This window comes from Mesorhizobium sp. M1428 (assembly GCF_040317515.1).
Lineage (GTDB): Bacteria > Pseudomonadota > Alphaproteobacteria > Rhizobiales > Rhizobiaceae > Mesorhizobium.
This window is the reverse complement of sequence record NZ_JAMYKT010000002.1, coordinates 62406-85727: the sequence shown is the minus strand read 5'-3', so window position 1 is coordinate 85727 and position 23322 is coordinate 62406. Positions and strand designations below refer to the sequence as shown.

Genomic DNA, 23322 nt, shown 5'->3' with positions numbered 1-23322 from the left:
ATCCCGCAAGCCTCCCGCCGGCGGGTTTCTAGCGGCGTTTTTTGGGCATCAAGACTGCTAGCGACGCGGCGAGAATCGATTTGCCGCCGGTTTGCATGCCCAAGAGAACCGCAAGAACGATGAAGGCGCCGACGAAGGCACCCTGCCAGTTTGAATCGATGCCGGCCATCAGCAGCGCATTCCTGATCACCTCGAGGAAGGCCGAACCGATGATTGCACCGAACGCCGTGCCGGCGCCGCCCATGAGGCTGGCGCCGCCAATGACCGTCGCGGCGATCACGCGCAGCTCATAGCCCTGGCCCATGGCATTAATGGCCGAGCCGTTATAGCCGAGGAGCAGGAGCGAGGCGAGAGCGGCGGTGAAAGCCGAGAAGACATAGGCCTGGAATTTGATCCAGTTGACCGGAACGCCGGTGAGCCGTGCCGCCTCTTCATTGCCGCCGATGGCGAAGAGATGCCGGGCCCAGGCTGTGAAGTTGAATACGAAGCCGACAATCAGGGCCAGGATCACCATGGTCCAGAATTGCGACGACAGTTCTGGTATCCAATGCGGTGCCCAGTCGTTCGGACCGTGCCGCGGCCATTTCCACTGACCGATTGCCTTCACGATCGGAGCATCGGGCCCGAACTGGTAGAGCATCTGGTTGGCCGAGAATACGACCGCCAGCGAGCGCGCCACGGACAGCATGCCGAGGGTGACCACAAAGGACGGCATCCCGACATAGGCGACAAAGAATCCGTTGACCGCGCCACAGGCCAGACCGGAGAAAAGACCCATGGCGAAGGCGACGTACCAGGGATAATGCCAGGTGAGGAACAGGCCGGCGACGATGACCACGAGACCCATGACGGAGCCGACCGACAGATCGATACCGCCGGTGATGATGACGATCGTCATGCCAAGTGCCATGATGCCGAAAGGTGCGAAATTGCGCGTCACATTGGCGACGTTTTCAGAGGTGCCGAAGCTCGGCTCCATCGCAGTCATCAACATGACGAGCGCGATGAGCGCGATCGTCACCCAGAAGGGCTGACTTGAAATCACGCGTTGGAGAACTGTTTTTTCCTTGGTCGGGACGAAATCCGACATGGCCGGCCGGCCATGTTCTTCGACTGAGCCCTGAACGCCAACTGACCCCTGAACACTATTCGCCACGGATGGCCCCCGTTATCAGTCCAGTGATTTCCTCGGGCGATGTTCTGTCGGCTGGCTTGTCGGCAACTTTCGAGCCCCGCCTGAGGACGATAATACGATCTGCCACGGCGAACACGTCAGGCATTCGGTGACTGATCAGCATGACGCCGACTCCTTGTGCTTTGAGGCGTCGGATCAGTTCGAGTACTTCCGCCACCTGGCGCACTGAGATGGCGGCGGTTGGTTCGTCCATCAGCACCAGCTTGGCATTTGAAAGCCGGGTCCGCGCGATGGCGACCGCCTGGCGCTGCCCACCCGACATCTTCCTGACGAGGTCGCGCGGCCGGGTTTCCGATTTGAGTTCCTTGAACAGCGCTGCCGAGCGATCGATCATCGCCTGCTTGTCAAGAATCCTGATCGGCCAGAAGCCCTTCTTGATCTCGCGCCCCAGAAAGACGTTCTGCGCGGCCGTCAGATTATCGGCGAGCGCCAGGTCCTGATAAACAACTTCGATCCCCTTGGCGCGGGCCTGCACGGGCTGGTGGAAGTGGCACACCTCGCCCTCGACCATAATTTCGCCGTCGCTCGGCGGGAAATTCCCGGCCACGGTCTTGACGATCGTCGACTTGCCGGCGCCGTTGTCCCCCATCAGACCAACGACTTCGCCTCGCTCCACCTGGAAGCTGACGTCGGTCAGGGCCTGGATAGCCCCGAAATTCTTGGAGACGTGGCGAACCTCAAGCACCGGCATCGCGGTCCTCCCGGGACAACATTTATCGGTCTTGTCCCTGGTCTATGCACAGCAGCTAATCAGCGAAACGTATTCAACACAATCATTTATTAGGTCAGGCATTTATCAGGTCAGGCATTTATCAGGTCAGGCCTCCCGGCAGTGACACGCGTCGTCTTAGGCCGCGACCTTGTAGCTGCTGCAGAAACACCGAGGCGCTCGGCCGGTCCTTAAGACAATCACCAGGCGATCCCTCAGGCTTGCGCCGCTTCATATCCGTTTCGGGTGAAATGAGTGGGCATTTTGCGAGCGGCGCCAACGGCTCGGGTATGGAGTGCGCCAGAACACGTCATTCAAACACACGAGGACAGTGGCGAAGCCTGTCCCTAGCGTGCGTCGGCCAGAGCGCATGTCAGGAGATGAACCCGCATCCGGGGGAGGCGAGGATCAAGTGTTGAAAGTCCGCTCCTCAACGGCGCTGCACGAGAGGGATATTCGGTCATGAATTTCAAAGGTTTGATCAAGCGTGCCGAGACTGTGGAGAAAGCGTTCAAGGAGCTCGAAACCGATTTGGCGGATGCATTCAGCGAATGTCTCAATGTGGACGATCAGTCGCCGCTGTATGACGTCACAGTGCCGGAGGAGACTGCGTCGGATGAGAATCTCGCGGCAATGGATGACAGCTCGCAGCTCGAGGCCAATGCGGACGCCTTCGAGACCGCGCGGCGGCTGACCCCCCATACGCAAACCCGGCTGGCTGCCTTGAGTGCGGTCGATGGGCTCTTTCACGACGCGCAGGAGTATCTGGGGGAGATCAACGCAAAACTGTCGGAGATCGCGACCTCGCATCATCTGACAGGCGAATTCCTAAAACTCCTCCACGGCGACATTCTTCGCGCCAACGAATTGGAGCTGGCAAATACCGGCCTGACCGCGCAACAAAGAGTGCTGTCCGAACAGCTCCACGATGCAACCAGAAAGCAGCGCGAGCGCGACAGCGCTATCGAGGCGCTGCAGCAGCACGAGGCGAGCCTGGTCGAGGACAAGGAAGCACTTCGCGGCGCGCTGGCGGCGGCAAGGCTGGAACTCGTCGTGGCAGGCAATGCGAGCGCAAAACGCGAAGCCGAGTTCGGCGAGCTTGTCAAAACGCTCTCGGCCAGAGCCGTCGAGGCCAACAGACGCTCGCGCGAGAACGAGATGCTGCGGGAGAAGCATGTCAGCCTGTCGATCGACCTCGACAAGGCGCTGAAACGGGAGGCCGAGGCCCGGCACAGGCTGGATGAACTCTCGACTGTCCATGCCAATGATGCCGCGCAGGTTTCGGAACTGCTGGCTGCGCTTGGCAAGAGCGAGAAAGAGGAGATGCGGCTGCAGAAATCGCTGGATATGGCGCAGGCAAAGCTATCGGAAATAACGGAAGCGGCCCGCCTCAGGGACGGTGACAGGGAAGCCGAGCTTGCACGCAGTGTTGCGGAGATGACCGGCTTGCGTTCCGAAATCGAGGATCTTCGATCGCGACTGGAGGCCGCCTCCAACCAGAACAGCGACGCCGCCAGCGAGATAGCCAGGCTCAAGGCCCAAGCGAGCGACACGGTGGCGGAAAAGCAAATTGTCGAGCAAAAACTGTCTGCTCTCACGAAGGAGAGCGAAAACGACAAGATGAACCTTTCCGCGATCAGCGCGAATTTTTCGCAGCTTTCCCTGCAGCAGGCGTCCGAACAGATACAGTTCGACGTCCAGAGGCAGGAATGCGAGGATCTGCGCGTCGAAGTCGCGTCGCTTCAAGCCCGGGTCAAGGAACTGTTGCCCTACGAGCGGCTCCACAAGGTTACCAACGCCAGACCGCGTGAAGACGGCGTGGTCGAGATCACCGCCGCGGTGGCGGAGAAGGCCCGCACCAGCAGGCGGCGCCTCCGCCTGCGTGCTGCATCCTAGTTCAGGCGCGGCTGTCTGAATTTCGACTGGTGTGAAGCGGACATCCGTCAATGGATGGCGGGTCGAGCGTGAGACTGGCCTTCCCTGCGTCGGCCTGCGATAGTGCACGCCGGTGAGGCGGAGGGGCTGAGCATGCGGCTATTCACAAACCGGAATCACCTCCGGTGGAGGATGTTGGCCTTCATCGCCATCATGGTGCTTTTGCCGAAAGCGGCGTCGGCCGATACCATCCCACCCGACAGGATCGCCGCAGCTCTGTCGAAGCTCGAATTGCTTGCCGAAGGCGCCGTCGCGAACGGTGCCGTACCGGGTCTGGCCATCGGCGTCGTGCATGGCGACGAGGTGATCTTCCTCAAGGGGTTCGGGCATCGCGAGGCCGGCAAGCCGGAGGCAGTCGACGCCGACACGGTGTTCCAGATCGCCTCGCTCTCCAAGCCGGTCTCCGCAACCGTCGTGGCGGCGCTGGTCAGCGACGGGATCGCTTCGTGGGATTCCAAGATCGCCGACCTCGATCCGGCCTTCAGGCTCGCCGAGCCCTATCCGACCAGCGAACTCACGGTCCGCGACCTGTTTGCGCACCGCAGCGGGCTTCCCGGCACGGCAGGCGACGACCTCGAGGACATTGGCTTTGACCGCGCGGAGATCCTGCGCCGCCTGCGGTTCGTGTCGCCGTCATCGAGCTTTCGTGCGGGCTATTCCTACAGTAATTTCGGACTGACCGAGGGTGCCGTCGCGGCCGCGAAGCCGACAGGCAAGCCGTGGGAAGAGGTCGCCGAAGAGAAGCTCTATCGTCCGCTTGGAATGGCCTCGACCAGCTCCCGCCACTCGGACTTCATCAAGCACGCCAACCGTGCCGAGCTCCACGCCAAGATCGATGGCGCCTGGACCGCGAAGGTCCAGCGCTACCCGGATGCGCAGGCGCCAGCAGGCGGCGTCAGTTCCACCGCACGCGATCTCTCGCAATGGATGCGGCTTGTGCTCGGCAACGGGGTCTATGCCGGCAAGACGCTCATCAAGGCCGATGCGCTGGATCAGACACATGTTCCCTTGATGGTTCGCGGCAAGAACCCCGTCTCCGGAGGCGAGGCCTTCTACGGCCTCGGCTGGAATGTCGAATTCGGCCGGCACGGGCCGATCTGGGGTCATGCGGGCGCCTTCAGCGCCGGCGCACGCAGTCTGGTGATGCTCTTTCCCGAGGAGAAGCTTGGCATCGTCGTCATCGCCAACGCCTTTCCGACAGGCGTGCCGGAGGGACTGTCCGACAGCTTCGCCGATCTCGTCTTCGACGGAACGCTGGGGAAGGATAAGGTAAAGGCATGGAATGATATCTATGCAGGCATGTTCGGCCCGGTGATTGCGGCGGCCAAGGCCACCTATGCCGCGCCTCCTTCTCCGGCAAGTCCGGCCGAGCCGGCCAGTGCCTACGCAGGCCGTTATTTCAACGACTTCATCGGCGATGCTATTGTGTCAGGCGAAGGAGACGCCCTTGTCCTCAAGGTCGGGCCCGCCGGTGCGCGGTCCTATCCACTGAAGCATTTCGACCGCGACCTCTTCCTGACCTTTCCCGATGCCGAGATGCCGGACAGGCCCTCGGCCGTCAGCTTTGCCGTCGGCTCCGACGGCAAGGCGTCGGCCGTGACCATTGATTTTCTCAACGACAATCATCTCGGCACGCTGCAACGCGTAGGGGATTAGCCGCCGCGGGGCGGGCGAGCCTTTGCCGGTTCAGGATGCCGGGCCGAACTGGAGCAATTTGAAGCAGTCGCCGCTGCCCGACGTCATTTGCGCCAGGAAGGGTTTCGACCGCTCGATCCATTCCTGGTGCGATCTGGCATCGGCTTCGATCTCGTTGGCCGGTGCAAGCTTGACGAAGCCGCGCCCCTTGCTGAAAAGCCAGCACGCGCGGCCGAGAAAACGCCTGCTGCGCTGGCGCAGGAGGTCGGCATCATAAAAGACGTCGAGCACCTCCTGCCTGATCTTCCGCTCCTTTTCGGGATTGGCGATCGCAACCTCGATCGGCTCGCCGCCGATCGCATCCTGCAGGTCCTTGTAATCTAGGGCGATCTGGGTGGTGGCATATTTGATATCGCTCTCGTCCCGGACGATGTTGAACCATAGCGTTGGGTTGAGCTCGTTGACGACGAACGATGCTTCGAAATCGCGCGACAGATTGAGAATATCGAACCCCTGAACATCGACATCGCGCTCGACCAGAAGGATCTGCGAGACCTGCTTGGCGAGCGCCGTTCCGTGAGCGCTGATGGCGGCATTGTTGCCGCCGAGTTCCGGGCTGACATAGGCGCCGCCATCATCCAGCAGCGCATCGAATTCGCCGAGGGCCTCCATGACAGCGCTGGCGCGGGCAACACGCGCCGCCAGTTTGGCGAGAACCTGCTGGAGCTCCGTTTCGCGTTTACGCTGGTCCTGATAATCCTGCTGGAAAAAGAAGATGAACAGGGACACGCCAATCCCGATCAGGATCACGCCCAGCTGCGAAAAGATATTGCGATAATATTCCAGCAGCTTTTCACGATGGCGTACGTCGTCACGCACACTGTGCGCCACGCGAAGATTGACGATCAGCGAAACGATCAGGAGCCCGGCACCGACCAGGATCAGGCCGCCGATCAGGAGGTAGCCATGGCGTGAGTTGAAGTCCATTCCTTTGCCGCGCTCCCCGAAACCCCAGACGGGCACAGACTAATACCATTCCGCTTCAACACCTACGTGTTCGTGGGCACCGGCGACAGATCCCCGCCATTCGGCCGCTGTTCTTACAGCCGGGACTATGCTCGCCATCGCCTCGTTTCGTAGCGGTCTTCTCGCAGCCGGATTCAGGCCGCGCGCTTGGAACCAATGACGGGCGAGACTGTTCAGCTATGACTTTGATCCGACGCTGGCGTGCCCGGCCCGGTTGGGCATGCGGCGATCTTGAGGAGTTCTCATCATGAAGATTTCGTCCAGATTTCGTTCAGTCGTGGTTGCCGTCATCACTGCGGCGGCAGTTAGCTTTGCCAGCGTCGCACATGCCGACAGCGGTACGATCCGCTTCGCCGTCTACAAGGCGGCCTTCTTCATCGGCGGCTCCGGAGGCGAGGGCACACTGACCTTCCATGGTCGCCGATATCCCATCTCGGTCGGCGGCATCTCGGGCGGCCTCGCCTTCGGTGCCTCCAAGACCTATTTCAAAGGTACCGTGCGCCACATACGCCGCGCGCGGGATGTGACGGGGGTTTACGGTGCAGCGGGCGGTGGCGGCGCGCTCGGCAAAGGGGCCCAGGTGATCGTCATGACCAATGACAAGGGTGCCCAACTCGAACTCACGGGCAGGCAGGTAGGCCTGCAGGTCAATGCCGATCTCAGCGGTATGAGCATCTCGCTGAAATAAGGACAGTCACTGCATTCGTCATTCCTTGGATGGGCCGGATTTGGCCGCTCCAAACCGCAGCCCATCCATCAAGAGCGACACCAATCGGCGCGAGCGGTCGCGCCAGTCCTTGGTGTCCGGGGCCGAATAGATGCCGCCCAACGCATGCAGCACGTCGGAGGCATCGACGTCGCCGCGGATCGAGCCGTCGGCGACCGCGGCATCGATCAGCCGCCGCAAGGCGAGCGTCACCCTGCCCGAAACGTCGGAGAACAGGGTTGAGTTGGTCGTGAGCAGGATGCGCAGGCTTGTCGACAACCCGCGCTTGGTGGCGATGTAGTCGACGAAGCGCTGCATCCATTGTTCGAGCGCCATGTCAGGCGCATGATCGTGGGCGAGTTCGTCGGCCGCCTGGCTCAGCCCTTCCACTTCGCGCCGGTAGACCACCTCGACCAGGTGCTCGCGGGTTGGAAAATGCCGGTAGAGCGTGCCGATGCCGACGCCGGCCTGGCGCGCAATCTCCTCCAGCGAGGCATCGACGCCGTGCGCGGCAAAGGCCTTTGCCGCGACCTCGACCAGCGCGTCGCGGTTGCGCTGCGCATCGGCGCGCAGCGGTTTTGCAACAGCGGCTTCGGCCTTGTCTCGAGGTATCACGGGCGGCTCCGCGGCCAATTTTTTCTCCAGTGTCGATCCGAAGCATAACCGGATAGGCAGGCCCCGTTTCAACAACGCGGACGCTTCCACCTTCGTTACGTCTCCAACAAATATAATCGCAAGTAATCACAGGATCGAGTCTGGGCCGGCATTCCGGCAGGCGAGGCATCTTGCCCGTCTCCGGTGAACGACCGGTGGATGACGACGAAGGATATTTCCTCGCGGCCGGCACTCCTCATCTGTTCGGCCGATGCCGTGGGGCAAAAATGAGCCCACATTGAGCACGATCCCCTCAGGATCATTGGACTGTCCTGCCCCTACAGACAGTTCAGAGAGCACCACCGGCTTGGGCCGGTGGTGCTTTTTTGTCTCCAGGCATGACGGCTGGCTGCCCAGCCAATTTTCTCCAATTTCGATCATTTTCGATCCTGGGCTTGAACAGCGCCGAGCGGGCCCTTAGGTAATAAGCGGAGGCGCCTCCGATTGTGGAGCGCCTTTCTCATGTAATCACGGGATCGGGTATGTCACGTCTTTCGACCTCGCAAGCCGCAGCCCTCCTCGAGGTCGCACCAAGTCAGGCAGACCCCCTCTGCCCTGCCGGGCATTTCCCCCAAGGGGAAGATAGCCTTCACCTAGCCATAAGCTGACCTTGCCGCTCGCCGGCCGGGCACCAGATCATCCCCTCCCGCGTCAAGCAACTGGAGCCAGACGCCCCATGACAAGCAAAACCCGAACTCCAATCCAACTTCAAATCAACGGACATCGACATGAGCTGGAGGTCGAACCGCGCGTTACGCTGCTCGACGCCTTGCGCGATCATCTCGGCCTGACCGGCACCAAGAAGGGCTGCGACCAGGGCCAGTGCGGCGCCTGCACGGTGCATATCGACGGCCAGCGCGTGCTGGCCTGCCTGACGCTTGCCACTCAGGCCGAAGAACGTGCCATCACCACCATCGAAGGGCTTGCCGGGGAGGATGGCGCGCTGCACGCAGTGCAGGCCGCCTTCCTCGAACAGGATGCCTTCCAGTGCGGCTATTGCACGCCGGGCCAGATCATGTCGGCGGTCGCCTGCATCCGCGAAGGCCATGCCGGCTCGGATGAGGAGATCCGGGAATACATGGCCGGCAATCTCTGTCGCTGCGGCGCCTATCCGCATATCGTCGCCGCCGTGCGCCAGGCGGCCATGGAGGCCGCATCATGAGGGACTTTTCGTATCTCCGCGCCGGCTCCGTCGATGCAGCCCGTGAGGCAGCAGCACTGCCCGGCGCCATGCTTTTGGCCGGCGGCACGACGCTTGTCGACCTCGCCAAATGCGGCGTTGCCGAACCCGAGACGGTGGTCGACATCACCCATCTCAAGGGACTGGACACGATTGCCGTCGATGACCGGGGCGCGACGATCGGCGCGCTGGCCAGGATGAGCCGCGTCGCCGACCATGCCGATATCAAGAGCAGGTTCCCTGCCGTCTCGGAGGCGCTGTGGCAGGCGGCATCGGCGCAGTTGCGCAACATGGCGACCATCGGCGGCAATCTGATGCAGCGTACGCGCTGCCCCTATTTCCGCGATCCGGCGAATTTCCCCGCCTGCAACAAGCGCTCGCCAGGCAGCGGCTGCTCGGCGATCGGCGGCGTCACCCGCGGCCATGCCGTGTTCGGCACCAGCCAGGCCTGCATCGCCACATATCCCGGCGACCTGGCGGTTGCACTCGTCGCCTTCGACGCGATCGTCCATCTCGGCGACCGCCAGATTGCCGTCGATGACTTTTTCCTGCTGCCGGGCAGCACGCCCGACAAGGAACATGCGATCGAACCCGGCGAGATGATCACCGCGATCAGCATTCCCGCTTCGGCCGCCGCCCGCCGCTCGACCTATCTCAAGGTCCGCGACCGCCAGTCCTATGAATTCGCTGCGGCAAGTGCCGCGGTCGGCATCGAATTCGAGGCTGACGGACGGACAATCAGCGATCTGCGCGTCGCGCTTGGCGGCGTCGCCACCAAGCCATGGCGCGCCCGCGCCGTCGAAGAGGCGCTGAAAGGCAAAGTGGTCGAGCCGGAGGTCGTCAGGCAAGCCAGCCTGCTTGCCGTCGAGGGCGCTGTCGACCATGGCGCCAACCACTACAAGATCGAACTGGCGCCGCGCGTCGTCGCCCGCGCCATCCTCAAAATGGGAGAAACGGCATGACCGTTCACGAGTTGAGAACAAGACCCGGCGATGCCAAACGCGGCGACGCTTCGGACGGCGCCGTCCTCGCCGATCAGGTCGGCGGCCGGCTGTCGCGCGTCGACGGCCCGGCCAAGATCACCGGTGCCGCCAAATACGCCGTCGAGCAGCAGCTCGAGGGGCTCAGCCATGCGGTGCTGGTCGAGAGCACCATTGCCGCCGGTCGGGTGCGTTCGATCGACACGGCGGCGGCCGAGGCCGCGCCGGGCGTGCTGCTGGTGCTGACGCCCGACAATATCCTGCCGCTGAGAACCGCAACGGACTGGCTGGGCACGCCGCCGCCGTCCGTTGCCTATTGCCCGCTGGCGCGCGACATCACCTTCAGCGGCCAGCATGTCGCGGCGGTGGTGGCCGAGAGTTTCGAGCAGGCGGTCGCAGCCGCAGCACTGGTCAAGATCGCCTATGACGAGGCGCCGGCGATCGTCGACCTCAGCGATCCAAAGGCCGGCGACGGTATCCCGGTCGATGCGATGACCAAGGAATGGGGCGAGGCGGAGACAGCGTTCGCCTCGGCTCCGGTCAGGATCTGCAATGCCTACAACACGCCGCGCGAATACCAGGCGCCGATGGAGCCGCATGGCCTGATCGCAAAGTGGCAGGGCGACCAGCTGACGGTGTGGGAGCCGAGCCAATGGCTCGACGGCATGGCGCGGACCTATGCCGAATGGTTCGGCGTGCCGTTCGAGAATGTGCGCCTTGTCTCGCCCTATATTGGCGGCGGCTTCGGCTCCAAGGCGTTCGCCTACGGCTACGGCGCTGTGGCGGCAGTCGCCGCGAAAATGCTGGGACGGCCGGTGAAGCTGGCGGTCACCAGGCCGCAGACCTTCACCGCCTATGGTGGACGGGCAGCGACGCGCCAGACGGTGGCGCTCGGCGCCAACGCAGAAGGCCAGATCCAGTCGATCGTGCATCGTGGCGTCAACGAGACCTCGGTCGATGGCATGTGGGTCGAGCCGCTCGGCTCGGTCACCTCGGTCATGTACGCGACGCCGAATTTCTCGTCGCGGCAGAACGTCGTGCGGGTCAACACGGTCGTACCGGGGGCATTGCGCGCGCCGGGCGAAAACCCGAGCGCCTTCGGCATCGAAAGCGCGATCGACGAGCTCGCCTACGAGGTCGGTATCGACCCGCTGGAAATCCGTCTCAGGAACTATGCCGAGCAGGATCCGCATGCGAAGAAGCCGTGGTCGACACGGCAGCTGCGCGAGGCGTTCGCCGCAGGCGCGGAAGCCTTTGGCTGGTCGAAGCGGGACCCCCGGCCGCGTTCGATGCGCGACGGCAACCAGCTGATCGGCTGGGGCGTCGCCGCCGGCACCTACCCGGTGCGGCGCGCCTATGGCGAGGCGGTCGTGCGCATTCTCGCCGACGGCTCGGTCGAGGTCGAAAGCTCGTCGATCGACATGGGGCAGGGCACTTACACGATCCTGGCGCAGACCGCCGCCGAGGTGGTGGGCGTGCCGGCGGAAAACGTCATCGTCAAGCTTGGCGATTCCCGCTATGCCCGTGCCGGCGTCACCGGCGGTTCGCGGCTGGCCGGGGTGATGACCGGCGCCGTCCACAAGGCGGCGAGTGCCGCGCTCGACCAACTGATCGGGCTCGCCATCAGCGATCCGGCTTCGCCGTTCCATACGCTGCAGGCCAACACGCTCGTCGTCGCCAATGGCCGCATCGCTTCGCCGCGCGGCAACGGCCCTGAAGTTTCCATCGCCGAACTGCTCAGGAGCGTCGGGCGCGAGCATATCGAGGCGAAGGGCGACACCATGCCGGCCAATTCGACGGTCGAGGACCGCTACAAGAACTACACCACCATAGCCATGGCGCTGCCGCACACCGAGGGCGACTATTCCCGCCACAGCTGGTGCGCGCATTTCATCGAAGTGCGCGTCGACGAGGACTTTGGCACGGTTCGTGTGTCGCGCGTGGTGTCGGCGCTGGATTCGGGCCGGCTCTACAACCCCAAGCTCGCCGAAAGCCAGTGGAAGGGCGGCATCATCATGGGCATCGGCCAGGCGCTGCTCGAGGAAGGCATCGTCGACCGCCGGCATGGGCGCATCGTCAACAACAACCTTGCCGACTATCTCATCGCCACCAATGCCGACATTCCAGACATCGAGGTGATCTCGGTCGGTATTCCCGATCCGCATTCCTCGGTGCTCGGCGGCAAGGGGGTCGGCGAGCTGGGCATCGTCGGCGTGGCGCCGGCGATCGCCAACGCGGTATTCCACGCCACCGGGAAAAGGGTGCGGGATCTGCCGATCACGCTGGAGAAGCTGATTTAAGGCGAGACGGTGGAATTGCCAATCTCCCCCCTCGTGGGGGAGATGCCCGGCAGGGCAGACGGGGGCGTGAAGGATCGCCAGCGTTCAGTTCAACTTTGATGAGCCGAGAACCTTACGTGGGTGCGCGAACTGCTATTGTCCGATAGGCTGGAGGGACAGCGCCCCCCTCTGTCCTGCCGGACATCTCCCCCACGAGGGGGGAGATCAGCAGCTTCATCGCTCTGCCTTTTCCAGGCTCACCACGACAGGCTGAACGCGAGCTTGCCGAAATGCCGGCCGCCGGCTGCCATGTGGGCGTAGGCCTCGGTCGCCTGGTGCTGGCCGTAGACCGTGTCGATGACCGGATCGATACGGGCGGCGCCGATGGCGCGTGCGGCATCGCGCAGGTCGGATACTGAACCGGTGTTGTTGCCCACTACCTTGAGCGCCTTTATGATGATCGGCAGCAGGTTCGTGGTGGCCTCTGCGCCGGTGACGAAGCCGATGGCGAACACCGTGCCGCCGGGCGCTGCGGCATTGATCGAGCGGGCGAAGGTAGCCGCGCCGCCGGTTTCGACGATCAGGTCGGCGCCGAGGCCGTCGGTCAGTTCGAGCACCTTGGCGTCCCAGTCCGGTGTCTCACGATAATTGATGAGATGATCCGCACCCAAGGCCTTGGCGCGCGCCAGCTTGTCGTCAGACGACGAGGTGATGATGACCGTGGCGCCGGCTGCCTTGGCCAGCTGCAGGGTCAAGATCGAGACACCGCCGGTACCGAGCAGGACGACGACCGATCCCGGCCCGGCATCGGCGGCGCGGAGCGCATTCCACGCGGTGGTGCCGGCGATCGGCAGCGTCGCTGCCGCTTCGAACGACAGATGCGCCGGCATCGGCACGACGGCATTGGCCGGCAGCGCGACATATTCGGCGAGTGAGCCCGGCAGCGTCAGGCCGCGCATCTCTCTGGTCTCATAAGGCCGCGGACGGCCGCCGATCCACCGCGGTTTTGCATGGGCGATGACGCGGTCGTTGATGGCGAGCCTTGACACGCCCTCGCCGATGCCGACGATCTCGCCGGCGCCGTCGACGACGGGAATGAGCGGAAAGCTCGGGCCTGGATAGTTGCCGCTCGCGATCGCGACATCGACAAAATTGAGGCTTGCGGCGCGCAGGCGGATCAGCACTTCGCCGCGCTGCGGTTCAGGCGTGGGAACGGTGGCCGCGCGAAACGCGTCCAGTCTCGGGGCAGTCAGTTCGATGGCTTTCATGTCTCACTCCGGTTGATGGGCCGATTGACGGGCCGGGATTGAGTGAAACTAGCTGCTGCGTTATTGGTATATAATCCTTGGCTTTTACATTTGAGCTCTGCGTTTGATGCAGCAATCGTACGAACCGGCAGCATTGGCCGAAATGGCCGCCTTCGCGGCAATCGCCGAAGCACGCTCCTTCACCAAGGCAGCGGCTCGCATCGGCCGCGACGCGACGATCCTGTCGCGACGCCTTGCCTCGCTGGAAGAGCGGTTGGGCGTGCGCCTGCTGCATCGGACGACGCGAAGCGTGTCGCTGACCGAGGCGGGTTCGGAGTTCCTCGCCCGCGTTCGTGCCATTCTGGCCGCCGTCGACGAGGCCGAGGCTGCGGCGTCGGCGCATGCCGGCGGCGGGCCGCGCGGCGTGCTGCGGCTGGCGCTGCCCGGCTCGTTCGGGCGCATGTGGATCGGCCCGCTGCTGCCCCAGTTTCTCGCCGAATTTCCCGACGTTCGTATCGAGGCCGAGTTCTCCAACCGTTTCGTCGATCTCGTCGCCGAGAATTTCGATGTCGCCGTGCGTCTCGGCGCACTGGAGGATTCGCGGCTGGTGGCGCGCAAGGTCGCGACACGGCGGCGGCTGCTATGCGCCGCACCGTCCTACCTCACCCGCCGGGGCACGCCGACTGAACCTGAAGCGCTGCTTGAACACAGCTGTCTCGGCTTCTCAGGCTTCCAGACCTTTCCGGCCTGGGAGATGACCGACAGCACGGGGCGCCGCGTCAGTATCGAGGTCTCCGGGCCGCTGGTCACCGACGATGCCGAGGTACTGGTCGAAGCCGCCGTGCAGGGCGTCGGGCTGATGATGAGCACGGATTGGCTGGTCGGACGCGAGCTCGCCGACGGCCGGCTGGTGCCAGTGCTGGAGGACTGGACGCTTGCCGACGAAGGCGCCGTCTATATCGTCATGCCTTCGGCCAAGGGACAAGCCGCAAAGACACGTGCCTTCGCCGACTGGATCGGCAAACGCTTTGCACCGGTCCCGCCGTGGCGGAGGTGAGGTGCTGATCTCCCGCCTTGAGGGGGAGATGTCGCCGAAGGCGACAGAGGGGGCGCCGCGCGTGGAGCGCCAGCGCCGTCTCTCGTAGAGGAAGGCGTCGGCGATCTATGTGAGACGACCCCCTCTGGCCGCTTCGCGGCCATCTCCCCCTCGAGGGCCCTCGAGGGGGAGATTACGCGCTCAGCCGCCTCCGCCTCCACCGCCCTGCAGTTTCAGGAACTGGCTGAGCAAATCCACCGGCAGCGGGAACACGACCGTCGACGAGCGTTCGCCGGCGATGTCGTGCAGGGCCTCGAAATAGCGCAGCTGCATGGCTTGCGGCTCCTCGGCCAGCATCTTGCCGGCCTCGACGAGTTTTGCCGCCGCCTGCTGTTCGCCGTCGGCGTTGATCACCTTGGCGCGCCGCAGCCGTTCGGCCTCTGCCTGCTTGGCGATGGCACGGATCATGTTCTCGTTGAGGTCGACATGCTTGATCTCGACATTGGAGACCTTGATGCCCCAGGCATCCGTGCGCTGATCGAGGATCTCCTGGACGTCGCTGTTGAGCTTGTCTCGCTCGGCCAGCATTTCATCGAGCTCGTGCTTGCCGAGCACCGAGCGCAGCGTGGTCTGCGCCAGCTGGTTGGTCGCGGCCATGAAGTCCTCGACCTGGATGACCGCCCGCTCGGCGTCGACGATACGAAAATACAGAACGGCGTTGACCTTCACCGAGACGTTGTCGCGCGAGATCACGTCCTGCGGCGGCACATCCTGGACCACCACTCGCAGGTCGACCTTCACCATCTGCTGCACGAAGGGGATGAGGATGATAAGGCCGGGGCCCTTGACCCCGGTGAAGCGGCCGAGCGTGAAGACCACGCCGCGCTGATATTCCCGCAGGATGCGAATGGCCGCGGATAGGAACATGACCACGACGAGCGCTGCTGCCAGATAGGCCACATAACCGATGATCATTGCCTTGCTCCATCGCTTTTCACATTGCGGCGCCGTATCGTCAGAACGAGACCCCTGACATCAGCCACCTCGACGCTGTCGCCCACCGCAAGGGGTTCGTCGGCTTTTGCCCGCCAGCGCTCGCCCCGGGCGAGCACGTGGCCCTCGCTGCCCTGCCAGTCGAGGACCTCCGCTGGCAGTCCTTGCATGGCCTGTGCGCCAACACGCGGAACGTTCTTGCGGGCCGCCCACAGATAGCTGCCGGTCAACAGCGCCAGGCCGAGCGTCAGGACGGCGGCGGTGCCGATAACGGCCCACGACATCTCGAAGCCGGGCCCCTCGATCCTGAGCAGCATGGCAGCGCCCAGCAGAAACGCAGCCACGCCTCCCAGCCCAAGGACCACAGTCGGATTCAAGGCTTCGACGACCAGGAAGATGATGCCAAGCAGCATCAAGGCAAGGCCGGCATAGCTGATCGGCAAGAGATTGAGCGCATAGAGGCCGAGCAGAAGGCAAATCGTGCCGATCACGCCAGGCGCGACCGCGCCCGGGCTCGTGAATTCGAAGACGAGGCCATAGACGCCGACCAGCATCAGGATGACGGCGATGTTCGGGTCCGTGATGACGGCGAGAAGCCGGATGAGCCAGCCTGGCTCGAGCGTTTCGACCGGCAGCCCTTTCGTCGCCAATGCCTCTTTTTTGCCGGCGATCTCGACGGTCCGGCCGTCGGCCAGTTGAAGCAGTTCGGTGGTGTCGCGGGCGACGAAATCGATGACATGCTGCTGCAGCGCCGCGCCGGCCGATAGGCTGGCCGCCTCGCGCACGGCCTTTTCACCCCATTCGGCATTGCGCCCCCGCAATTCAGCCAGGCTGCGGATCAGGGCAACGGCGTCGTTCGTCGCCTTGGCGATCATCGCATCGCCCCCGGGTGCGTTCTTGTCCTTGTCCGCCTCGGGGCCATCATTCTTGCCGCCGTCGGGAAACGATGGCAGCGGCCCACCCATCTCGATCGGCGTTGCCGCGCCCAGATTGGTGCCGGGCGCCATCGCCGCCAGATGGGTGGCGTAGAGGATATAGGTTCCGGCGCTCGCCGCATGCCCGCCGGCGGGCGCGACATAGCCGATGACCGGAACCGGCGAGGCGAGGATGCCGGCGATCATCTCGCGCATGCTGGTGACCAGCCCGCCGGGCGTGTCCATCTGCAGGATGAGAGCCTGGGCGTTTCGGTCCGCGGCCACCGCCAGTGCTTCCTCAAGCTGCCTGGCACTCGCCGGACCGATGGCGCCGTCTATCTCGACGCGCAACACAATTTTCTCCCGGCCGTCCGCCTCTCCGGTTGCGGAAGAGGGACAAACGGCCGCAACAGCCACGAAAGCCGCGGCAAGCAGGACCGCACGCGCGAGTTTCACGCTCAAAGCTCCACATCTAGGAATATGGGCTGGATTTTGCCGAAATCCATGACGCTTCGCGGTGGGTGACGCAGCGCACGGTGCTGCTGGGCGTAGGCCTGTTCAGCGGCGGCTACGGCACCGAGAAGTTCCGCCAATCGGGCACGTTCCGCGGCTGTGCAGACCCGACGACGTGTTGCGCCACATAGACGAGGTCGGCGGCCATACCTGACGGCGGCGGATCCGCCGCTAAGTCCAGTCGATTTCCCCGTGATCGGTTCTTGTCGTTATCGGCCCAGCCGGCAACCGATCACAAAACGCGACGACGTTCAGGCAGTCATACCGCGCGCTGGGCGCGATCAGACCGTCATAATCGAGGAAATATGCGGCCTCACCGATGTCTTGCGACCTCGGATATTCGGCGTGCTTTTCCTGGTATGAAAGCTGCCCGTAGCGCGAGGTATCGAGGCCAAGGGTCTGCAAGGCGGCCAGGTCGAGCAGTCTGAGCGTCCGGTCCAAAGCAAGATCGATCTCGAAGAGATTGTATCTGACACGCGAAGGGACCACTGGCTGCCCCCGCGCCAGGTGGAATCTCATCTCGCTCAAGGCACCTTCGCGCTCTTGCGAGGTGTAGAGCACGTCGAATGTTCCATCGTCCCAACGGCCACCGGAACTCGAGCACTGGATCGGGCTGCGGCCCTGGCGCACCACACGCCAAACCGTTCCGGAGTATTCGACAGGAATTATTGCCTCGATAGCGTCGATGAGCCGGTTGTCACGTCGCTTCCGCCCGGCGATTGCCAATTATACAAAGACCTCGTTTTCGAGCCGATCGATGACTTTGAGCACGTCGAGGGCCCGGTCGTCGTGAATGAGATCGATTGCTCTTTCACCGTTCAATTGCGGGTGTCGGGCATAGAGCCACGTGCGGATATCGCCGGGTTCATAGAACTCCTGCAGACGACCGACGATATAATGCAGGTCCGACAGGATGAGTTCGCTGCGCGGCTGGGGCTTGATATCACCGGCCTTCCATCTGGAAACCGTGGCCTTGGAGACCTCGGTGATATTCGCAATGTCGGTCCCCTTGAGACCGCCAAACATGCTCAATTCGTCCAGGAATCTGGGGACCGCCCGCAATGGCGTACTCATGATTTTCTCTCCGGCTGCCGAGCCGGTTCGCGTCGAACCAGCACCTCGGTTGCGCGTTACATTTCGGTTTCACAGAAGGAAAATATGAAACAGAAATGTTAATGTCAATCGTCCCTTCGATGCGAAGGCGCTGAAGCCAGCAGCCCAGGCCTCAAGCAGCGCCAGCTCTTCAGTGCTCAGATGGCGCGCCTTGCCTTTGGCGAGGCCGCCGAGCTGCAGCGAACCGATCGCGATCCGCACCAGCCGCCGCACCTCGACATCACTGGTGATGCCACGGGACAATTTGCTCTGTATAGTCCTTGATGCCACGTGGCTGACGATGGTTCGATGGCTGGGGAGGGGAAGATCATGCGAAGCGGATTGGCGAAATTCATCGCGGCGGGTTGCGTCGCCGCTCAGACCGCGCTGCAAGCGGCGCAGCCGGCATCTGCCGCGCCGTGCGGCTGGACCGCGAAACTGGAGGAAGACGAGGGCGGCAAAGTTCTGATGGCGTCGGTCTGTGGCGGATCGAATGGCGGCGCCCAGCTGACGCTGGCCTGTTTCGGCAAGCCGACGCTGAGCTATGATCTGGGCGACACCGGTCCGCAACTGGAGGCCGGCAGCGCTTCGTTCACGTTCAAGGCCGGGGGCAAGACGGTGACCAAGACGCTTCAACTCGAAGAGATGTACAACAACTTCACCGTGGAATTGGGCAGCGCCGACCCGATGCTGGCCCTGCTGCGTTCCAAGGGCGAGGTCACGGTCGTCTCAGGCAAATATGGAGAGAACAGCTTTCCGCTTGCCGGCTCATCCGCCGCCATCGCCAAGGTGCTGGCCCAGTGCGGCAAAGCCAAGGCTCCTTCCGACAATGAAGATTGATGAACCCCTCACATTTCGGTTTGAATCACGCGAGACCATCGCCAGGCTTTGATCGATTTGTTTGTCCCGTCGGTTGGCTAGCTCCCATGCCCGCCCAAGAATCGCTCAAGATCTTTATGCAGAAAATCAAAGCCGCCGGCTGCGATCTGTGGTGTGCTGACGGATGTAATACCGACAGAGATTGATATCCGCCGCGCTGCTTGTTGCGTTACTTGGGCTTCGACTGGCAGCTGGCTGACTGTCGAGTCGCCGCCAGCCGCTCAGGCCCGAAGCAGCGCCAGCTCTTCCGCCGTGAGATGGCGTGCCTTGCCTTTGGCAAGATCGCCGAGCTGCAATTGGCCGATCGCGACCCGCACCAGCCGCAGCACCTCGACATCGTGGGCGGCGAGCAGCCGGCGGATATGGCGGTTGCGGCCCTCGTCGAGCACGATCTCCAGCCAGGCTGTGCTGGTGCCGCTGCGCAGGATCTCGATCGAGCGGGCCGTCAGCAATTCGCCGTCGACGGTTGCGCCGGCGCGAAACCCTGCCAGCATGTCCACATCGGGCAGGGCGCCGATCTGCACGTGATAGGTCTTGGCGACATGCGAGGCGGGGTCGAGCAGGCGCTGCGCGAAACGGGTGTCGTTGGTCATCAACAGCAGGCCTTCGCTGGCCTTGTCGAGGCGGCCGACCGGCGAGACGAAAGGCAGGTCGAGGCCTGCCAGACAATCATAGACGGTGCCGCGGTCCTGCGGGTCGTCGCGAGTGGTGACCAGCCCGCGCGGCTTGTTGAGCATCAGATAGATCTTGCGCTCGGCGGCGACGCGGCGGCCGTCGACCTCGATACGGTCGCGGCCGGGATCGACGCGCATCGAGCCGTTGCGCACGATCTTGCCGGCAACCCGCACGCGGCCCTCGGCAACCAGAAGCTCGGCCTGCTTGCGCGAGCACAGGCCAAGTTTCGACAGCGCGCGGCACAGGCTGACGCCGGGAGGCTGGGTCCCTGGGGCAGGGCGCTGCCGGGCAATGTTCGGTCGCGGCGACATGGCGTTGCCTGTGGATTCTTGTATACGAGCATCCCAGTATAGCCGGCCGCCGGCTATGTCCACGGAAGGGAACTGCATGTCTTTTGCATCGTGCGCAGCAGCCGCGAGGACTTGCATAAAAACAGCCGTTCGCCTTTGCCTGCTGCTCGCCCTCCTGCCGACATCGCCGGCGCATGCCGGCTGGCAGGCGGTCGAGAAGGTCGAGACCTATGCCATCTCAGGGCAGACCGGCCCGGAGCTCTACGCCTCGATCGGCGGGCGCGGGCCGCTGCTCGGCGAGCGCCGCGTCATCGCGCATACCAATTTCAAGCTGACCTGGGTGAGGGACTACCAGCCGCAAGGCGATGCCTGCGTGCTGGTGTCGGCGCGGCCGAAGCTGATCATCACCTACACCTTGCCGAAGCCGGCCGCGCGGCTGCCGGGCGCAATCCAGAAGAACTGGGAGGTTTTCGCAGCTGGCCTCGCCGCCCACGAGAAGGTGCACGGCGCCAGCATCGTCGACATGGTGCACAAGATCGAGACGGCCACCATTGGCCTGACCGTCGCCGATGACCGTGGCTGCAGCAAGATCAGGACCGAAGTGACGAAACGGCTCGCCGGAATCTCGCAGGCACAGCGGCAGGCGAGCCGCGATTTCGACCGGGTCGAATTCGGCCCGGGCGGCAAGCTGCGGCAGCTTGTGTTCACGCTGATGACCGGGGGATAGTCGAGGCAGGGCAAGGTTGGCGGGACAGCACCGCCCTCTGTCCTGCCGGACATCTCCCCCTCAGGTGGGGAGATTGGATATCACCCCTGATTTCGCCAATCGCGAACGTTGCAAAAAGAGTGCTGCCGACGAAGCTGCCGATCTCCCCCTCTGAGGGGGAGATGTCCGGCAGGACAGAGGCGCAGCGCATCGACGTCTGCAGGCTGACCTCACGCCTGCTCGGTCGGATAAAGCGTCAGGATGTTGACGTTGACCCGTGGCGGCTGGGTCACCGCATACAGGATGGCGGCGGCGATGTCCTCGCTTTCCAGCTGTTCCATATCGCCCAGCCTTTGCTCGACCGCCTGGCGCACATCGTCGCGCATGTTGCGGGTGAACTCGGTCTTGACGGCGCCAGGCTCGATGCAGGTCACGCGGACGCCGTCCTTGCCGATCTCGCGGCGCAGTGACTCCGCCATTGCGCTCACCGCATGCTTGGTGCCGGAATAGACGACCGAAGGGTGGATGTAACGGCCGGTACCGGACGAGACGACGACGATGTGGCCGGCGCCTTGCCGCTGCATCGACGGCAGTGCAGCATGGATCGGATAAAGCAGGCCGAGAATGTTGACGTCGACCATCCGGCGGTATTCTTCCGGCGTCGTATTGCGGAACGGCGCGGCGACGCCGACGCCGGCAACCGCAAGCAGCATGTCGAGCCGGCCGTACTCCTGCTGGACCCGTTCGACCATCGCCGTGGCTTGCGTTTCGTCGGTGACGTCGACGGCAATCGGCAGTGCTGCGCTGCCGGTCTCACGGATCCGCCTCGCCAGATCGTCCAGGCGCTCAGCGCGCCGCGCGGCAATCGCCAGCGTGGCGCCCTCGGCCGCCAGCGCCAAGGCAGTGGCCTCGCCGATGCCTGAGGAGGCGCCCGTCACCAAGGCGATCTTGCCGCTCAGTTTTCCTGTCCGCATCTTTTTCTCTCCTGACGCTTTGAGCACGCCGTGAAGCTAGGGCGCAGGCTTTCGGGCAACAATGCTGATCGAAAACCGAATCCACTCTTGGGGTTCGTGGGCTCAATACGCGACGGCGCCCGCTCCCCGCAGAATGCCGCAACGCATGCAGGACAGTGCCCTCCGGCAAGCCCATGTGTGCGCAATTTCCTTTGAGCGGACGACCGGGCCTTGACGTGACTGGAGCTGTTGCGTCTTGATATGGGGGCTGCGGGGCTTCGCATGAAAACAGCTGATCGACTATGTCTGCGGGTGGCTTGTTTGCATGCGACGCGCCTGCACGCACCATCGCGATCCTCTCGCGACCGACCGGTCTGAGCGCAAGATGAAGGTCCTCGTCGTCTATTGCCATCCCTGCGCCGACAGCTTCAACGGCGCCGTGCGCGATACGGTGCTGGAGACGCTTGCCGAAAACGGCCATCAGGTCCACCTGCTCGACCTCTATTCGACCGGCTTCGATCCAGTCATGCGCACGCAGGAATGGCGCGGTTACCACGACAAGGCGGCAAATCTGCAATCGGTGCACGAACATGCGCAGGAGCTGCTCTGGGCGGAGGCGGTCGTCTTCATCTATCCGACCTGGTGGTATGGCCTGCCGGCTATGCTGAAAGGCTGGCTGGAGCGCGTGCTGGTGCCGGGCTTCGCTTTCGAGATGCCGACCGCTCGACGCGGCCCGCAGCCCAAATTGCGGCATATACGCCGGGTGATGGCAATGACCACATGCGGCGCCACGCCGCTGATGTCGTGGATCATGGGACAGCCCGGCCGGCGGACCCTGCTGCGCGGCTTCCGCTCCGTCTGCCATCCGCTGTGCCAGACCAAATTCCTGGCGCTCTACCGGATGGACAGTGTTTCGGAAGCCGGGCGCCAGGCGCATCTGCGGCGGGTCAGGAAAGCGGTTGCCGGTCTTGGCCGCGCTGATGCGGTCGCCGCCACAGTGCCTGGCTGATTTGGACCAGGCGAGCCGGCGAGGGGCAGCGGGCGCTCGCTTTGGACAGGCGATAGCTTCGCCGAAGTCGGCGCCCCCCTGATCGCCCTGCCGGGCACTTATCCCCGTGAACGGCAGCGCTATCGCATATGGCGGCCCCCTCATCCGGCCGCTTCGCGGCCACCTTCTCCCCGCTGGGGAGAAGAGCCTGGCATCAACGCAGGCGACCTCCTCTCCCCTCGGGGAGAGGTCAGATTGCCCCGAATTGCCCTTCGCAATTCGGTTGGCAATCCGGGTGAGGGGGCACTTGCCGACGTGCGATTGCCCTGCGGTGAACGGGGAGTCGCTGGCCCATGCGCGTTGACTCTCTCCGTCATTTCTGGAATATTGGAAACATGGATAAGACACTCGCCCTTTCGGCGCTTGCCGCGCTCGGCCAGGAAACCCGGCTGGACGTTTTTCGCCTGCTGGTGCGGGCTGGAGCCGACGGTGTGCCGGCAGGTGAGATCGCCTCGCGGCTCGCCGCGTTCCCGAACACGATGTCGGCTCATCTCAAGATCCTGTCGCATGCCGGCTTGGTGCGGACCGAACGCGAGGGCCGCAGCGTGCGCTACTTTGCCGATATGACCGGCTTTCGCGATCTGCTGGCCTACCTCATGGAGGATTGCTGCAATGGCGCGCCGGAACTTTGCCAGCCTGTCATCCAGGCCGTGACCTGCGATTGATAGCGAGAAGAT

22 protein-coding genes and 2 pseudogenes are annotated in these 23322 nt (G+C 63.7%); 12 read left to right on the top strand and 12 right to left on the bottom strand.

Going from position 1 to position 23322, the window contains the following annotated elements; all coding sequences use genetic code 11:
* Positions 1-28 precede the first annotated feature (28 nt).
* Positions 29-1090: an ABC transporter permease gene (locus NKG60_RS03695; protein WP_023677317.1), complete on the bottom strand. Its 1062-nt coding sequence runs from the start codon at positions 1088-1090 to the stop codon at positions 29-31.
* Positions 1091-1145: 55 nt separating this feature from the next.
* Positions 1146-1886: an ATP-binding cassette domain-containing protein gene (locus NKG60_RS03690; RefSeq protein ID WP_352661585.1), complete on the bottom strand. Its 741-nt coding sequence runs from the start codon at positions 1884-1886 to the stop codon at positions 1146-1148.
* A 480-nt stretch (positions 1887-2366) separates the two neighbouring features.
* Between NKG60_RS03690 and NKG60_RS03685 the strand changes: the two genes are divergently transcribed.
* Positions 2367-3800: a coiled-coil domain-containing protein gene (locus tag NKG60_RS03685; RefSeq protein WP_352974106.1), complete on the top strand. Its 1434-nt coding sequence runs from the start codon at positions 2367-2369 to the stop codon at positions 3798-3800.
* Positions 3801-3932: 132 nt separating this feature from the next.
* A complete protein-coding gene (locus NKG60_RS03680; protein ID WP_352661579.1) occupies positions 3933-5495 on the top strand; it encodes a serine hydrolase in 1563 nt (520 codons plus the stop codon).
* Between the two features lie 30 nt (positions 5496-5525).
* On the opposite strand, the gene NKG60_RS03675 is transcribed toward NKG60_RS03680, so the two are convergent.
* Positions 5526-6461, bottom strand: a complete 936-nt coding sequence (locus NKG60_RS03675; RefSeq protein WP_352974104.1) for a hypothetical protein — start codon at positions 6459-6461, stop codon at positions 5526-5528.
* A gap of 286 nt (positions 6462-6747) precedes the next feature.
* Here NKG60_RS03675 and NKG60_RS03670 point away from each other — a divergent pair, with 286 nt between their 5' ends.
* A complete protein-coding gene (locus NKG60_RS03670; RefSeq protein ID WP_292662068.1) occupies positions 6748-7188 on the top strand; it encodes a lipid-binding SYLF domain-containing protein in 441 nt (146 codons plus the stop codon).
* Between the two features lie 18 nt (positions 7189-7206).
* On the opposite strand, the gene NKG60_RS03665 is transcribed toward NKG60_RS03670, so the two are convergent.
* Positions 7207-7839 carry a TetR/AcrR family transcriptional regulator gene (locus NKG60_RS03665; RefSeq protein WP_352661572.1) on the bottom strand — a complete coding sequence of 211 codons (633 nt, stop codon included), beginning with the start codon at positions 7837-7839 and terminating at the stop codon, positions 7207-7209.
* Positions 7840-8536: 697 nt separating this feature from the next.
* On the opposite strand from NKG60_RS03665, the gene NKG60_RS03660 reads away from it, so the two are divergent.
* Genes NKG60_RS03660 through NKG60_RS03650 form a run of 3 tightly spaced genes read left to right on the top strand, consistent with a single transcriptional unit; the run spans position 8537 to position 12320 of the window.
* Positions 8537-9022, top strand: a complete 486-nt coding sequence (locus NKG60_RS03660) for a (2Fe-2S)-binding protein (protein ID WP_352661566.1) — start codon at positions 8537-8539, stop codon at positions 9020-9022.
* Complete coding sequence (locus tag NKG60_RS03655; protein ID WP_352661563.1) at positions 9019-10002, top strand: FAD binding domain-containing protein; 984 nt, start codon at positions 9019-9021, stop codon at positions 10000-10002. Before NKG60_RS03660 ends, NKG60_RS03655 begins: the two co-directional genes overlap by 4 nt.
* Entirely contained in the window at positions 9999-12320 is a 2322-nt protein-coding gene (locus NKG60_RS03650; protein WP_352661561.1) for a xanthine dehydrogenase family protein molybdopterin-binding subunit, read from the top strand. Before NKG60_RS03655 ends, NKG60_RS03650 begins: the two co-directional genes overlap by 4 nt.
* 236 nt (positions 12321-12556) lie before the next feature.
* Here NKG60_RS03650 and NKG60_RS03645 read toward each other — a convergent pair whose 3' ends face one another.
* Complete coding sequence (locus tag NKG60_RS03645; protein WP_352661558.1) at positions 12557-13567, bottom strand: zinc-dependent alcohol dehydrogenase family protein; 1011 nt, start codon at positions 13565-13567, stop codon at positions 12557-12559.
* 106 nt (positions 13568-13673) lie between these two features.
* On the opposite strand from NKG60_RS03645, the gene NKG60_RS03640 reads away from it, so the two are divergent.
* Entirely contained in the window at positions 13674-14603 is a 930-nt protein-coding gene (locus tag NKG60_RS03640) for a LysR family transcriptional regulator (protein WP_352662365.1), read from the top strand.
* 180 nt (positions 14604-14783) lie between these two features.
* Here NKG60_RS03640 and NKG60_RS03635 read toward each other — a convergent pair whose 3' ends face one another.
* On the bottom strand, positions 14784-15557 hold the full coding sequence (locus NKG60_RS03635) for a slipin family protein (protein ID WP_352661555.1): 774 nt from the start codon (positions 15555-15557) through the stop codon (positions 14784-14786).
* Positions 15554-16945 (bottom strand): NfeD family protein, encoded by a 1392-nt coding sequence (locus NKG60_RS03630; protein WP_352661552.1) that lies wholly within the window; start codon positions 16943-16945, stop codon positions 15554-15556. Before NKG60_RS03630 ends, NKG60_RS03635 begins: the two co-directional genes overlap by 4 nt.
* An 86-nt stretch (positions 16946-17031) precedes the next feature.
* On the opposite strand from NKG60_RS03630, the pseudogene NKG60_RS32210 reads away from it, so the two are divergent.
* Positions 17032-17156, top strand: a pseudogene (locus tag NKG60_RS32210) (HAD family hydrolase); the annotation flags it as partial.
* Between the two features lie 17 nt (positions 17157-17173).
* Here NKG60_RS32210 and NKG60_RS03625 read toward each other — a convergent pair.
* From NKG60_RS03625 to NKG60_RS32205, 3 genes and pseudogenes are all read right to left on the bottom strand, one after another.
* Complete coding sequence (locus NKG60_RS03625) at positions 17174-17632, bottom strand: RES family NAD+ phosphorylase (RefSeq protein ID WP_352662362.1); 459 nt, start codon at positions 17630-17632, stop codon at positions 17174-17176.
* Between the two features lie 96 nt (positions 17633-17728).
* Complete coding sequence (locus NKG60_RS03620; RefSeq protein ID WP_352661549.1) at positions 17729-18076, bottom strand: hypothetical protein; 348 nt, start codon at positions 18074-18076, stop codon at positions 17729-17731.
* A gap of 153 nt (positions 18077-18229) precedes the next feature.
* Positions 18230-18334, bottom strand: a pseudogene (locus NKG60_RS32205) (pseudouridine synthase); the annotation flags it as partial.
* A 90-nt stretch (positions 18335-18424) separates the two neighbouring features.
* Here NKG60_RS32205 and NKG60_RS03610 point away from each other — a divergent pair.
* Entirely contained in the window at positions 18425-18934 is a 510-nt protein-coding gene (locus tag NKG60_RS03610) for a hypothetical protein (protein WP_352661546.1), read from the top strand.
* 260 nt (positions 18935-19194) lie between these two features.
* Here NKG60_RS03610 and NKG60_RS03605 read toward each other — a convergent pair whose 3' ends face one another.
* On the bottom strand, positions 19195-19959 hold the full coding sequence (locus tag NKG60_RS03605; protein WP_352661543.1) for a pseudouridine synthase: 765 nt from the start codon (positions 19957-19959) through the stop codon (positions 19195-19197).
* Between the two features lie 76 nt (positions 19960-20035).
* On the opposite strand from NKG60_RS03605, the gene NKG60_RS03600 reads away from it, so the two are divergent.
* On the top strand, positions 20036-20665 hold the full coding sequence (locus NKG60_RS03600) for a DUF922 domain-containing Zn-dependent protease (RefSeq protein WP_352661541.1): 630 nt from the start codon (positions 20036-20038) through the stop codon (positions 20663-20665).
* A gap of 209 nt (positions 20666-20874) precedes the next feature.
* Here NKG60_RS03600 and NKG60_RS03595 read toward each other — a convergent pair whose 3' ends face one another.
* Entirely contained in the window at positions 20875-21618 is a 744-nt protein-coding gene (locus NKG60_RS03595) for an SDR family oxidoreductase (RefSeq protein WP_352661539.1), read from the bottom strand.
* A 364-nt stretch (positions 21619-21982) separates the two neighbouring features.
* On the opposite strand from NKG60_RS03595, the gene NKG60_RS03590 reads away from it, so the two are divergent.
* Both NKG60_RS03590 and NKG60_RS03585 read left to right on the top strand, forming a co-directional pair.
* Positions 21983-22606: an NAD(P)H-dependent oxidoreductase gene (locus tag NKG60_RS03590; protein WP_352661536.1), complete on the top strand. Its 624-nt coding sequence runs from the start codon at positions 21983-21985 to the stop codon at positions 22604-22606.
* 374 nt (positions 22607-22980) lie between these two features.
* Positions 22981-23310, top strand: coding sequence for an ArsR/SmtB family transcription factor (locus NKG60_RS03585; RefSeq protein WP_352661534.1), 330 nt, complete (start codon positions 22981-22983; stop codon positions 23308-23310).
* The last annotated feature ends 12 nt before the right edge of the window (positions 23311-23322 follow it).